Origin of the sequence: Allobosea sp. RCC_152_1 (assembly GCF_041360765.1) — a bacterium.
In the GTDB taxonomy this organism is placed as follows: Bacteria; Pseudomonadota; Alphaproteobacteria; order Rhizobiales; family Beijerinckiaceae; genus Allobosea; species Allobosea spartocytisi.
Genome location: NZ_JBFUPU010000012.1, coordinates 22571 through 35456, shown reverse-complemented (window position 1 = coordinate 35456; position 12886 = coordinate 22571). Strand labels below are relative to the sequence as shown.

At 62.4% G+C, this 12886-nt stretch carries 15 protein-coding genes, 1 tRNA gene and 1 pseudogene; 5 read left to right on the top strand and 12 right to left on the bottom strand.

The window, feature by feature from the left end; translation table 11 throughout:
- Window positions 1-17: 17 nt before the first annotated feature.
- From AB6806_RS26245 to AB6806_RS26235, 3 genes and pseudogenes are all read left to right on the top strand, one after another.
- Entirely contained in the window at window positions 18-1076 is a 1059-nt protein-coding gene (locus AB6806_RS26245; RefSeq protein ID WP_370955916.1) for an ABC transporter substrate-binding protein, read from the top strand.
- A 65-nt stretch (window positions 1077-1141) separates the two neighbouring features.
- Window positions 1142-1804: an RraA family protein gene (locus AB6806_RS26240; RefSeq protein WP_370955914.1), complete on the top strand. Its 663-nt coding sequence runs from the start codon at window positions 1142-1144 to the stop codon at window positions 1802-1804.
- 214 nt (window positions 1805-2018) lie between these two features.
- Window positions 2019-2708 (top strand): annotated as a pseudogene (locus AB6806_RS26235) (IS256 family transposase); the annotation flags it as partial.
- An 81-nt stretch (window positions 2709-2789) separates the two neighbouring features.
- On the opposite strand, the gene AB6806_RS26230 reads toward AB6806_RS26235, so the two are convergent.
- The 3 genes from AB6806_RS26230 to AB6806_RS26220 form a co-directional block, all read right to left on the bottom strand.
- Complete coding sequence (locus AB6806_RS26230) at window positions 2790-3278, bottom strand: RES family NAD+ phosphorylase (RefSeq protein WP_370955912.1); 489 nt, start codon at window positions 3276-3278, stop codon at window positions 2790-2792.
- On the bottom strand, window positions 3275-3706 hold the full coding sequence (locus AB6806_RS26225; RefSeq protein ID WP_370956083.1) for an antitoxin Xre-like helix-turn-helix domain-containing protein: 432 nt from the start codon (window positions 3704-3706) through the stop codon (window positions 3275-3277). Before AB6806_RS26225 ends, AB6806_RS26230 begins: the two co-directional genes overlap by 4 nt.
- Window positions 3707-3781: 75 nt before the next feature.
- Window positions 3782-4990: an RHE_PE00001 family protein gene (locus AB6806_RS26220; protein WP_370955910.1), complete on the bottom strand. Its 1209-nt coding sequence runs from the start codon at window positions 4988-4990 to the stop codon at window positions 3782-3784.
- A gap of 228 nt (window positions 4991-5218) precedes the next feature.
- Here AB6806_RS26220 and AB6806_RS26215 point away from each other — a divergent pair, with 228 nt between their 5' ends.
- Window positions 5219-6370 carry a site-specific integrase gene (locus tag AB6806_RS26215; RefSeq protein WP_370955908.1) on the top strand — a complete coding sequence of 384 codons (1152 nt, stop codon included), beginning with the start codon at window positions 5219-5221 and terminating at the stop codon, window positions 6368-6370.
- A gap of 89 nt (window positions 6371-6459) precedes the next feature.
- On the opposite strand, the gene AB6806_RS26210 is transcribed toward AB6806_RS26215, so the two are convergent.
- Window positions 6460-6828, bottom strand: coding sequence for a type II toxin-antitoxin system PemK/MazF family toxin (locus AB6806_RS26210; RefSeq protein ID WP_248311060.1), 369 nt, complete (start codon window positions 6826-6828; stop codon window positions 6460-6462).
- Entirely contained in the window at window positions 6794-7006 is a 213-nt protein-coding gene (locus AB6806_RS26205) for an AbrB/MazE/SpoVT family DNA-binding domain-containing protein (RefSeq protein ID WP_370955906.1), read from the bottom strand. The genes AB6806_RS26210 and AB6806_RS26205 overlap by 35 nt, the downstream gene beginning before the upstream one ends.
- A 629-nt stretch (window positions 7007-7635) precedes the next feature.
- Between AB6806_RS26205 and AB6806_RS26200 the strand changes: the two genes are divergently transcribed.
- Window positions 7636-7708, top strand: a tRNA-Ile gene (locus AB6806_RS26200).
- A 47-nt stretch (window positions 7709-7755) separates the two neighbouring features.
- On the opposite strand, the gene AB6806_RS26195 is transcribed toward AB6806_RS26200, so the two are convergent.
- The 7 genes from AB6806_RS26195 to repA form a co-directional block, all read right to left on the bottom strand.
- Entirely contained in the window at window positions 7756-8046 is a 291-nt protein-coding gene (locus AB6806_RS26195; protein ID WP_370955904.1) for a WGR domain-containing protein, read from the bottom strand.
- A gap of 123 nt (window positions 8047-8169) precedes the next feature.
- A complete protein-coding gene (locus tag AB6806_RS26190) occupies window positions 8170-8376 on the bottom strand; it encodes a hypothetical protein (protein ID WP_112761562.1) in 207 nt (68 codons plus the stop codon).
- Window positions 8377-8502: 126 nt separating this feature from the next.
- Window positions 8503-8649 (bottom strand): hypothetical protein, encoded by a 147-nt coding sequence (locus AB6806_RS26185; protein ID WP_370955902.1) that lies wholly within the window; start codon window positions 8647-8649, stop codon window positions 8503-8505.
- A complete protein-coding gene (locus AB6806_RS26180) occupies window positions 8640-8990 on the bottom strand; it encodes a hypothetical protein (protein ID WP_370955901.1) in 351 nt (116 codons plus the stop codon). Before AB6806_RS26180 ends, AB6806_RS26185 begins: the two co-directional genes overlap by 10 nt.
- A gap of 82 nt (window positions 8991-9072) precedes the next feature.
- Window positions 9073-10302, bottom strand: a complete 1230-nt coding sequence (repC, locus tag AB6806_RS26175; RefSeq protein WP_370955899.1) for a plasmid replication protein RepC — start codon at window positions 10300-10302, stop codon at window positions 9073-9075.
- Window positions 10303-10567: 265 nt separating this feature from the next.
- A complete protein-coding gene (gene repB, locus AB6806_RS26170; RefSeq protein WP_133565321.1) occupies window positions 10568-11605 on the bottom strand; it encodes a plasmid partitioning protein RepB in 1038 nt (345 codons plus the stop codon).
- Complete coding sequence (repA, locus tag AB6806_RS26165) at window positions 11602-12816, bottom strand: plasmid partitioning protein RepA (protein ID WP_051987388.1); 1215 nt, start codon at window positions 12814-12816, stop codon at window positions 11602-11604. The genes repB and repA overlap by 4 nt, the downstream gene beginning before the upstream one ends.
- Between the last annotated feature and the right edge of the window lie 70 nt (window positions 12817-12886).

Genomic DNA, 12886 nt, shown 5'->3' with positions numbered 1-12886 from the left:
GAAAGACAGGATCGATCATGCGCATGACGGGATGGCTCGGAAAGCTACGGTTCCTGTTCGCCGCCACGACTGGAATCATGATCGCCTCGGGGGCGTTGTCCACGCTGAAGGCGCAAGCCCAGCCCCCGCTGGATGGGCCGGCCCTCGAAGCCGCGGCCAAGGCCGAGGGCAAGCTCACGCTCTACACCTCCTCGGTCGATGCCGAGACGCAGGAGATCGTTAGGAGTTTCGAGGCGCGCTATCCCGGCATCAAGGTCGAATGGCTGCGCTTCCCCTCGACGACGCTGTTCACGCGCTTCGCCGGGGAGAGCGAGCAGAAGACCTATCATGCCGACGTGCTGTATTCCGGCTCGTCCCAGCTCTATCAACTACGGCCGGAACTGTTCCGGAAGCTGACCCCGGAGCTGGTGCCGAACATCGCCAAGGTGATCGTGCCGGCCAAGAACCCGAATTACGTCGTCGGCGAAGTGCTGCCCCACATCGTGGCCTATAACAGCACAACCGTGTCCGCGGCGGATATCAGCGCTCACCTGAAAAGCTGGAAGGATCTCGCCGACCCGCGCTGGAAGGGCAGGATCGCCATGGTCGACCCCAAGATCTCGACCAACATGGTCTCCTGGCTGATGCTGATGCGCCAGACCTATGGCGACGAGTGGGTCAAGGGCTTGACCGCCAACCAGTTCAAGGTCGTCACCGGCGGCCCTTCCGGCGCGCAGCAGGTCGCGGCCGGCGCCTTCCAGATGGTGGTGCCGAGCGTCATCAACCACTCGACCGATATCCGCGCGCAGGGCGCGCCGATCACGCTCTACAGCCCGGAAGGGCCGACCCATGGGCTGGAAATGGCGATGGGGCTGCCGCTGACGGCGCCACATCCCAATGCGGCGCGGCTCTACGTCAACTGGAAGCTCGGGCACGACGCGGCGGTGCTGCTCTGCAAGATGGGCGGGGTACCCAATGTTCCGGCTCCGACCGAGCTGCCCTGTCCGACGATGTCGCCGCGCCATGTCGGCTCCAACGACATGATCACGCCGGAACAGCAGAAAGACGTGCTCACCGCCTACGGCATCAAGCCCTGAGCCGAACGGCCGGCGTGGCATCACCCCATCCTGACATCACCCTCAACCTCGAAGGAAGCAGCATCATGTCGGCAGGTCTGATCAAGAACCCGTCCGCCCCGCAGGTCGATCCGAAGATCATCGAGCGGATCCGCGGGATCGCGGTCGCTCTCCTCAGTGACAATCTGCACCGCAATCGCGGCAGCGTGGGCTTGAGGCCCTATCACAAGCCCGCGCCGATGGCCGGCACGGCCGTGACCGTCCGGTGCCGGGGCGGCGACAATCTCGCGCCTCTTCGCGCCTATGATTTCTGCCGGCCCGGCGACGTCATGGTGATCGATGCGGGCGGAGACCTGACCAATGCCGTCTTCGGCGGCATCATGGCCTTCGGTGGCGAGAGCATGGGGCTGGCCGGCATGGTGGTCGACGGCGCCATTCGCGATGTCGCCGAGATCGGCGCCCGCGAATTCCCGGTCTATGCGCGGGGTGTCAATCATCGCGGCCCCTACAAGGATGGGCCGGGCGAGATCAACGTTCCCGTGACCATCGGCGGTATGGTGGTGCGCCCGGGCGACATCATCGTCGGCGACCAGGACGGCCTGCTCGCCTTTCCGCCAGAACTCGCCGAAGCGACCATCAAGGCGGCGCTCGCCCAGCACGCTAAAGAAGAGGCCGCGATCCAGTCGATTCGCGACGGAAAGTGGGACCGCTCCTTCGTCGATGCACTGGAAGCACGCTGCATGAACTGAGTGCGGACTATCCTGAGCCTCGTGGCCGGCTGGGAGAGCCCATCGGCTGCGGCATCGGGAGATGACGATATCCGCAGGGAGGCGAGCGCTGCGCTTGAGGAGCGCCCGCTTCCGTCCGGTCAGGCGCTGAGTCGGAGCGGAGAGCTGCCATAGCTCACGAGCGCGCCGGCTCGGTCAGGATCGCATCGACGACGCCGTCGGACAGTGCGGTTACGGGAACATAGAAGCGGCCGCGGTGATTGTTGCCGTCGGCGTCAACAGCGACGGCCGGCGCGAGGTACTGGGGATGGATATCGGCCCGTCCGAGGCCGAGACCTTCTGGACCGCGTTCCTGCGCAAGCTGGCGCGGCGCGGTCTGCGCGGCGTCAAACTCGTCGTCTCCGATAGCCATGAGGGCATCAAGGCCGCCGTCTCGAAGGTGCTCACCGCAACCTGGCAGCGTTGCCGCGTCCACTTCATGCGCAACGCTCTGGCTCACGCGGGCCGCAGCGAGCGGCGTGTCGTCGCGGCCTTCATCGCCACGGCCTTCGCCCAGAACGATGCCGCCGCCGCCAGCCAGCAATGGCGCCGTGTCGCCGACCAGATCAGGCCGACGGCCCCCAAACTCGCAGTGCTGATGGACACGGCCGAGACTGACGTGCTCGCCTATATGACCTTCCCGGCGCAGCACCGCGCCAAGCTCCATTCGACGAATCCGCTGGAGCGTCTCAATGGCGAGATCAAGCGCCGCACCGAGGTCGTCGGCATCTTCCCGAACGAAGCCGCCATCACCCGCCTCGTCGGCGCGATCCTGCTCGAACAGAACGACGAATGGGCGATACAGCGCGCCCGCTACATGACGCTGGAAACAATCACCAGCCTCAGCGATGATCCCATCGTCAGTCTGCCTGCCGTCGCAGCCTGAACAACCCGGCCTATACCGGCGATCGTCGGGTCTCGCGCCAATTACACCACGTCAAGGGACGCGACCTGGCGCCATTTCGCTTCAGCGTCCGAGAGCGAAAAGGCGTCGGTCCCAATACAGCGGCTCGTGCAGGCTCGCCGTTATCGTCGCGAATTCCGGATGAGCCGGATTGATTAACACGTTGCGGTCGAGTCGGGCCACCACGCTCGGTACAATCAAAATGGCACTCCGTTGCTCCCGGCACCATTTTTCACCAAACTCGATGCTTGAGGTCGCCGGCATGCTGTCCCAGCCGGGCAATGTTGGAGCTGAGAAGACCTCGTAGGACAATCCCCTTGGCAACATGATCTCGATATAGTGCTGGTTGGGCGGCAACCTCCCGCTACCGTGCACGAGCTTTTCGAGCAAGGCCGTCGAATAATGCTCACTGGTGTAGATCAAGGGGCTTCCGGGCGTGTTCCATCGACCGGGTGCTATCGTCGAGCCGGTGGCGTCGAATATGGGATAGGCGCCGTTCGGGTCACCTATCCGGAAGCTGATTAGTGTGCGATCGAGACGCTGGGCCGTCACGCAGCACTGCCGTATTTCAGGCGGCCCAGGACATCCAGCACCAGTTCCGCCCCGATCTCGTTTTGTATGACCACGTCGATCGGACGCCTGTCTTCCAACATCGGGTGGGATCGAAACAGGAACTCACGCGCTTCCCCCTCGTTCTGCCAGACATCCAACGCCAGGCTCCAGACGCGGGCGACACGCGCGAGCCGTGTGCCTTCGTCCGATGACAGCCGCAACGCCGTCTTACGCCGTTCATAGGTGGCCTTGGGGACCAACCGGTATTTGAACTGAGCGTCGCTTGGCGCCAGAAGATGGGCTATGCGATCAAGCGCTCCGACCGGCAATCCGCTTTCGATACGGGACATCAAGCCGAACGGAGAACGCGCGGCAATCTCTTTTGCAGGGAGTCCGAGAACATCCGCGATCGTTCCGAATGCGAGCATCATCGCCTCCATTTCAAGTGAGGCTTTACATGGCCTCAAATGAGGAATTCCGCAAGGTAGGAAGATTCTAATTGGTCACATGATCCCCCAGGCCCGATAGCGCTTTCGGCCGGTGAGCTCGCGCGGCAGGCTGCCGCCGAGCTCTCTCAACATCGCCTCGACCGCCTGCGGCGTCACTTTTAGCCGCGCGGCTGCGAGTTGCACGGTCACCAGCGGCGACGACACGAACAGGTCGACGAGTTCTGCCAGCTTCGAATTCTCCCGCCTGCCCTCACATTTCCGCAGCATCAATTCCCGTGCCAGCGACAGCCGATCGAGATCCCCCTGAGCAAACCCGGCCGCTTCGACAAAGGCGTCAAGCAGCCCCGCGACCCGGACGCTGAGCGACTGGTGCGGGCTCCACCGAAATTTTCCCCGCCTCAACCCGAGCCCAACCGACGGCAAATGCGCCACGGCCAGCCCGCGCTGCCGCAACAGGGTCGCGGCAAACGCAAACCCGAGCTCGCCGGCACGTTCCGAGGGCTCGAGCCAAAGCCAGGCATCGAGCGCGAGTGCGGCGGCGAGCGCCGCCGGCAGCCCCCTGCCCTCTTCCAAGATTTGTTGCCAGCGCGCGAGCCGCCCGGCGGCGTCATAGGCTGGATTGCGCAGCCTCAGGGCTTTGCGGCCTTCGTCGGAGGACAAATCATTCCAGGCGTCGAGCTTTTTTCGCGTGCGCGCCAAGAGCGCGTCGATCTCGGCAAAGGCCGGATCCCCGTGATCGTCCTCTTCGTCCAGATCCAGGTCATCCTCATCAGCCTGATCCTCCTCGTGGTCGTTCCGTCCGATCCGGTCCCATGGCGCCGCGATCTGTTTCGCGATCTCCCACGGGGTCGTCGCCCTGTCCGGCCGATCCGTGTCCTCCGGCTCCGTGATGCCAAGCCGCTGCCGCAGGGCGCTCGGGTTCAAGATTTCGGCCGGCTGACGCCGGGCCAGGCGCCGGCGCTCGTCCAGCATGGCGGCGGCGCGGGCGATTTCGCGCGTCGGGCTGCGCACATCCATGCTGGCGTCGTGCAGGACGAGATCCTCGAGCGGGCACAGGCCGCCGGTGAGCCCGATCAGGGCCTGGGCCTCAAAGGCGTGGCCGCGCTGCCGCGCGCCTTCGGCCAGGACGGGCTCGGCGCGGGCCACGCGCTCGTCGAAACGGGCGAGCGCGATCGCCGCGGTCTCGGAAGCTGCGGCGCAGTCCGAAACCAGCGTCTGGCGCTCGGCGCATGAGAGGTCATAGCGAATTGAATTCACACCCACAAACCTATCATATCCAACCTAAATAGCCATTCCCTTGTTTCACATCGACATCAGTCCGCGCCCGCACATCACTATCGATAATTACCTCTTATCGATAGTGATGGACATGCGCCTGGAAATCGACGATTCTGGCGCTCCAAAAATCTGCCGGCGACGTCAGCGGGGTGTCCGGTCGACGAAATCGGCCCTCGTGAGCCACAGCAGGAGCGCCGCTTGACAACAACCGCCTTGCTCTCGGCCGATTCCGAGACCCGCCGAGCCCTGCAGCTCGACGCACTTGCCGCGATCCTGCCGCTGGAGCGGCGCGATCAGCTCGCCAAAATCCTGACCGATGACGATGTCGCGACGCTGCGCCACCTGGCCCAGGAAGGCCTGGGCGAGAATTCTTTGCGCGCGCTCGCCTCGGACCTGGCCTATCTCGAAGCCTGGGCGATCGCAGCAACCGGCTCGCCCCTGCCCTGGCCGGCGCCGGAAGCGCTGACGCTGAAGTTCGTCGCGCAACACCTCTGGGATCCGGCGCAACGCGAAACCGATGCCGCGCATGGCATGCCCGACGCGATCGCCGCAGCCTTACGCTTGGACGGTCATTTGCGCAGCGACGGTCCCCACGCGCCCTCGACCGTCAAACGCCGGCTCGCCCATTGGGCGACGCTGCACCGCTGGAAAGGCCTTATGGGCCCGTTCACCGCGCCATCACTGCGGACGGCGGTGCGTCTAGCGGTGCGGGCCAGCGCCCGGCCCCGCCGGCGCAAGAGCCAGCGCGCCGTCACCCGCGATATCCTTGACCGCTTGCTTGCGACCTGTCGCAGCGATCGCTTGAGCGACACGCGCGATCTGGCGCTGCTGCTGATAGCTTTTGGCTCAGGCGGTCGTCGCCGCAGCGAAATCGCACGATTGCGCGTCGAACAGCTTTCGGAGGAGGCGCCGGTCCCGCTCGATCCCGAGGATCTCAATTCCCCGCGCCTGCCCTGCCTGACGATCACGCTCGGTAGAACCAAGACGGCAATGGCCAATGACGATGCGCGCGTCCTCATCGTGGGGCCGCCGGTCGAGGCCCTGCGCGAATGGCTCGAGCGCGCCAATATCAGCAAGGGCGCGGTGTTTCGGGCGATCGACCGCTGGGAGGGGCTCTCCGACCGCGCCCTGACCCCGCAGGCGGTCAACCTGATCCTTAAGCGCCGCTGTGCTCAGGCCGGGCTCAATCCCTGGGAATTTTCCGCCCACGGCCTGCGCTCCGGCTACCTGACCGAGGCCGCTCGCAACGGTGTTCCCCTCCCAGCAGCGATGCAGCAGTCGCAGCACCGCTCGGTGCAGCAGGCGGCGGGCTATTACAACGACGCCGAGCGGCAATTCAGCCAAGCCGCCCGCCTGGCACTTTGAAACGTTGAGTCGACGTGGTCGGCGCGAGCTCCGTCAGGCTCAGCCGAGATGGACGGGCGCCTCGCCCGGAATGCCGCTGCGAGCGACCGTTAGACACCCAGATGTTTCTTGAGCTGATCACCCACCTCAGCCATCAGGGCGGGGTTGATACGGCCAAGCTGCTGAGCGTGGGCGGCCTCGATAGTCGTGACCTTGACAGTACGGATCACACTCGGAGCCGGCAAGCCGGCCTCCTGATAGAACCGTCCCAGCGACACATCCCCGACCCATGGCCGGTTCTCGGCGCTGGTGATCATGACAACCCACAGCAGTGCATTCCCCTCCCCGATCGCGCCGTTGCTGACGACAAGCGCCGGGCGGTGTTGCCTTGTGTTGCGGTCGCTATAAGGAAATGGCACCCGGACAACGTCGCCCTGCTGGAAATCAGAGGGAGGCATAAGCTCTGCGATCGGCTTCACTGTCCCATTCGCCAAACGTGCCGAACGGATCCTCGACCACGACCGGCGCCTTGCGGATCACAACAGCTCCGCCTTCAATGCTGTAAGCGATTTCGTCGCCTTCCCGCAGTTGCAGCGCTGTCCGGATAGACTGCGGGATCGTCGTCTGCGCCTTGCTTGTCAGCTTGCTCGTGATCATGACGAGCCCTCGTAAGGAAAGTCCTTACAGTAAGGAAAATCCTTTCTTGGCGCAAGCCTACGTTGGTTATGCTGTCAGTATCGTTCGTACAAACGTCACGATCACATCCGCCAGACTAAAAGCCTCATAAATGACCGCTGGGGGCATTTAAGCGCTTTGCCTCACCACCCTAGCCGCCACCTACCCGAAGGGCACTCAGCGAGGCTCCGACGAGGTCGACTTTTCGCCTCCGGCCGAATTTGCGCGCTTTCGGAATACCCGACTTAGCGGAGCAGCGGCAGCACGATGGTCGCAGCAATCGCCACGGCGATGGCGCTCCGAATGAGGATGCCGTTGATCCGAGCCATAGAGGCTTCCGAGCTGTCAGACGTACGCATAATCTCGCCTCCCTCTCTGCCCAGCTTCGGTCTCATCCCGGCCTCGTGCAATCGGGATTGTTGACAAACCGGCAGACTCTCCTCTCGTGTGGCTAGGCAGCAACGCGGCCAGCTCCCTTCCTCCTCCCACGACGATCCACTCGCGGAGCGAACGAGGCAGCCTGCCGCAGGGACTGAGGGCTCATCTCGGGCCCGAGAGGAACGATCGCGCAGCCTTGTTTGCCCATCGCGCTGAATGCTAAACGCCCAACCCGGCCGGTAGCTCAATGATTAGAGCTTGCCGCTCATAACAGGGTCGGTGCCGGTTCGAGTCCGGCCCGGCCTACTATGCCATTCTAAAAAGCGGCCGCCCCAACACCGGGAGCTTTCCGGCTATGCCCCCTCGTTCGTCACCGAAGCTGCTACGACGCCGTAACCACGTCGGGTCTTCCGAAGGAGCCAGTCCTGCAGTGCCTCGGCTGCGGCTTCTTGATCCCCGTAGAGATCCAATCGCCGCCGACCGGAACAGCCCCGGCGCCCCCATTCGCGTACAAGCGCGACATCGCCAAATAGGGTGGGCTCAATCGCAAGGACATAGAACCGGGCCATATTCTGCGCTGGATCGGATCGGTCCAACACCAGCATCTGCAGGCGCGGCACGTCTTTGGCGAAGGAGCTGTCCATGCGCGCATCTCGCGCTCATGGCAGACACCCGTCCAACGCAAAGGATGAATCAATCTCGCGTTGACGATTCACATCATTGATGAACCACGAGGCGTCCTGCAGAACCTCGCCCTCGCCGCGAGGTCAGATCCCGGATTTGGCGCGCAGGTCCTCGACTGTCGCCGCGCTCACGAGCTCGGCTTGCCCCACCAGCACGCCGCCCTTCATCACCGAACAAGCCGTCACACCCGGACGTGTCTGGATATCCCGGTAGCGGCGAAGCGCCTCCACCGCAGAAGGGGCAGCTTCCTTGACCTTGCTACCCCGGATCGTGGCCTTGATCTGAAACACGTCTATTCCTTTGAAACACCGAAACTGCAGCACCAAGAGCCCGCCTCAGCCGCATCGTTCATGGGAGCTGGCGGCGCCGATATTGAATCGACCGCCTTGCACCACAAGAGGTCATCCGAGGCGATATCAGACCCGGATCAAATTGGCGTCGGTATAAGGCTTGAAGTTGCGGTCGACCTCGTTAGGGGCGGTGCCGCCCCCGTACTCCTTGGCGAGCAAGTAGCCACGGACATCCATCAGCCCAGGTTCGAAGCCGGACAGCATCAGCTCCATTGGCGCTTTCCCATTGAAGGGGTTTTCACCATTGATGCCTCGGAGCCATTCGAGCTCTCGTCGTTAGTCTCCTCCAACAGACGGAGGGATTTAAAAATCCCGAGCACCGCCGAAATCCGCAATAGGACGTCGGTTTCAAGGGTTAGAGGCTCGTCGGCGCGGGCAGCATCAGACCGGGTCTGAAATGCGTCCGATGTGGGCATACCCAGGAGCGTTCGGATCTCGGCAACATCGAGCTCCCAGACGGGCGCGACATTGAAGAGCGTCCGTAAGCCAGGCCCGCTCACCCGGGCCCGGTTTTCCGGACTGGCGTCGATCGGCGCCGGCGGCTTCCAATTCATCGAGCAAACCTCATCACCATAGGCCCGTTGTACCAGTCTATTGTCAGCGACGGCCCGCACATGTCAGCGATCCACGGATGCGCTATGCTCGTTTCGGTTCACGCCGGCGGCTTCCGATCAACGCCATCAGCATCGGTCCGATCGAAAATTCGTTGGCTTCCGCTTTCCGTGTCAGGCCGCGCAGATAACCGCCCGCGCTCGAGATCGCTTCCCCGCGCTGCAGGATTGCCGCAACGACAATCGAGGCTTCGGTTTCGCCCATCGCATTCTGGGCATCAAGCCAGGCGCTCGGGCTGATTCCGAGCATCGATCGCACCATCGCTGCCGTCACCAGGAAATCTCGCCAGTTCGAAATCCCGCCCCGAGCGTAATCGATGATGTCCGGGCAGGCATCGAGGACCATTCCTAACGGGAACGGCCGTTCGGTCCTCCTCCCCGGATCACGATCGATCTCGACCTCCCCACCCCTGCTTTCTGGAAAGCGAGGTTCAAGATCAGTAGGGAGATCTGGATTTGAATTCTGTTTGTGACGCTCAGAATGAGACTCATTGCCGCTTAGATTCTGGGTTTTTGTGTGAAGCTCCAATAGGTTGAGGATCTCATCCGCCAGCATCGACATCTCATCGGCGATTGGCTCCAGAACCTCGCGCGACGCAGTGCGCGGAATCCGGTCTATGATCGCCCGATAGAGCGTATGAATCTCCTGCCAGGTCGACGGCCCTTGGCCCGCCTGATGCGCCGGGACATTCTCCTCGATCGCGGCAGCGATCATCTTGGCGATGTCCCGCCGGCAGATGGTGATGCGCTCGCGCACGAGCTTCAGGGCGCGCTCATCGAGCCTGACGTCCTCGGCCGCACTCTCGATCTCGGCAGAACGAACAACCAAAGGCGACAGATCGAAGCCGAAGGCGAGCTCGATATCCCCTCCCCTCCCCTTGCGTGCGTAGCGCTTCCCGTTCGGACTATCCCGCCGAATGATGAGACCGGCATCGACGAGCACCGCTAGATGCCGCCGCAAGGTCGCCGGCGACATTCCGTGCGCTCTTAGCGCCAGTTGCTGGTTAGAGGGGAAGACGACAAGTTGGTCGCCCGTCAGCACTGTCTCTGGATGAAAGGTCAACAAGGCGTCGAGCACAGCCAGGGCGCGCTCGTTCACGCCCAGCCGTGCCTTGGCCGTGCAGACATCCCGGAATAGATTCCATTTATGGACCGCCTTATCTGGCGACCGTTCCTTCGCGAGCGCTTGAGTTGCCACATGGGCAAGCGTCAGCGTCCGCCGCCCAAAGGGCGTCGATGCAGCGTGATTCACCACGTTCCTTCACCTATGGTTAGGCAAAAGAATCCCGCCCGCCAAAATGGCGTTTCGTCTCCAAGAGACTCTTGACGGCGATTCGAGGAAGTGCGATTCTCAGGTCACCACACGAGAGAAGGGCTTCCGGGACACCGTTTCGGGGGCCTTTTTCTTTTGCTGGATTGGTTCGCTCACCGCGCGAAGATCATCGTTCCGACCTTGCGCAGCGAATGGTTCTGTCTTTTCCCTCCTGCTTCAAGCTTGTCACCTGACAAGGTTTCCATATTCAGCGTCCGCGGCGTGTCGCCTCAAAACGCTTCATCAACTCTGGCAACTCGGCGCGAAAGAACGAAGCGAACTCGTTCGCTGAATGAGCATCGACCTTCAGCCGAATCTCTCGGCTGCCAAACAGCGCCTTGCCCACGCTCCGCCCATCACTGGCCATCAGATCGAAAGCCTGCTTCTCTAAGGGCTGCTTGGCGGCAGACACCGCGCCTAAAACCAACTGAAATCTGATGTCGGAGGGTTCCGCGCGAACCTTGTCAGCTGACAAGGTTTCTCGAGCTACGGCAATTTGAGACGGGGCCTTAGCGAGCTCAGCCGCCAACTCAAGCCATCTCGGACGCCCAACCTTCGGGGCTCGCCCGATGGCGACAATTAAGTCCCCAGGCAAGGCTCTCCATACCGACCGCATCTTCGCCAACTCCGCGTCATCGATGGCGAGCGCCCCCCTAATGTCTCGGGCTCGAACACCTGCAGCCTCCATCCGACTCGCGAAAACCGCACGCTCGACCCAACTCAAATCCTGCCGGCTAGCGTTCTCCAAGCCTTGCGACACGACGAGCTCACCGTCGTCCAGGTCTCGGATGATGGCCTTTACCGGAACGCCGAGTTCGCGAGCGGCACGTACACGGCGATGGCCGTAGACCACTTGGTAGCGTCCAGGCGTCTCGGGATGACGTCGGACCTGAACCGGAACCCGCTGACCATCCTCGGCAAGCGACCGCTTGAACTCCTGAAAATCAGCGTCATCGTCGTCGGGAAGGCGATCGGGAAAGGGTGAGGGGTCAATGCTGCTGGAATCGAGCTCCACGATTCCACCGACGCCGGAATCCACAATCGCCTGGAGTCGATCGCGCTCTTCTCGGATGTCCGACAGGGTCCGCTGCGTAGCTCCAATCACGCCCGCAGGAACCCGCGGAGCTGGCGGAGTAAAATTCTCAGACGCAGTGTCAGAACGCCTGCTCTCGCTTTCCGCTTCCGATGCCGTCTGAGACAACAGCCCGAAGCTCGCCACGATTGATTGACGCGCGGGTTTCTTCATCGCCGGCCCCAACTCTCGTTGATGAGATCGACAATCCCTTCATTGACTGCGTCAAACGATTCGCGAGCGCGCTTGAACGCCTCGCGTCCGATCTCTCCTGCCTCCAGTTCATAGATGCTTCTCTTCACCAAGCCCGCGGCCTCAACGGCAGTACTTTCGACGGCCGCCGGCACCAAGACGTCATCGGGGAACAACATCCGGAGCATCGAGACGATCTCAGTTTGCGGCTTGTCGTATGGATTGTGGCGCGTGATGAGATAGCGGAAGAAATCTTGGCGCATCGAAGCGCGCTCACGCGAAATGACGTCGATGAGATCGCCCATCATCAGCAAGAACTGACCCATCGACGCGACGTCGAGCATCGCGGGATGGATCGTTATGATCATTCCTGTTGACGCATAAATCGCGGCCAGCGTCAGGTACCCGAGCGATGGCGGCGTATCGAGAACGACCACGTCGTAATCGTCCTCGACTTCCCGAATAGCCAGCCCGAGCCTCTCGAAAAAGAGCGAATCGGCTTTTCTGGCTTGAGCCAGCATGCGGGGCGTTTCGTACTCGAACTCCATCACTTCCAGATTGCCCGGTATGAGATCGACGCCGGGAAAGTAGGTTTTCCGGATCACGTCTCGCAGCGGGCGGCGGAGCTCGTCATATCGAAGAGCGGCCCAAACTGTCTCATTGGCAGCAACGTCCATTTCGGGCTGCGCGCCGAACATGGCTGAAAGCGAGGCCTGCGGATCGAGGTCAATCGCGAGAACTCGATACCCATGCAGCGCCAAATAGTGCGCAAGGTGCACGCTGGTCGTCGTCTTAGCCGAGCCGCCCTTGAAGTTGGCAATGGCCAGGATCTGCAAATGCTCCCCCCGCCGCCGATGCGGAAGAAAGCGAAGAGCTTCGGAGGGCTTCTGCGCGCCAAAGAGCTGCCTCAGCTCGTTGACCTGAGCGAGAGTGTAGGCTCGGTGATTGTTTTCCAGGCGAGCGGGCAGGGGCCCCTTGCCCTCATTCGACATAAGCTTCAGCGTCGAATCGGGAATCGAGGTGAGCTTCGAAACCTCATTCGTCAAAAAATGACGGAGGCTCTTCTGCGCGTGCGGCGGGTACATGCGTTCGCGCAGCGCATTTAGCTGCTGCGAAAGGACCCGCGCGTGCTTCCAAACGCGCTCGGCAGGTGCCAGCGACTGTATGGATTTTTGCGCCACGGCTTCGGGCATTGGCGTAAGAATTCCTCTTTGTCGGGCAAAGGCCGCTTTATCGGCCTTCTCCCGATAAGCTACGCCATGA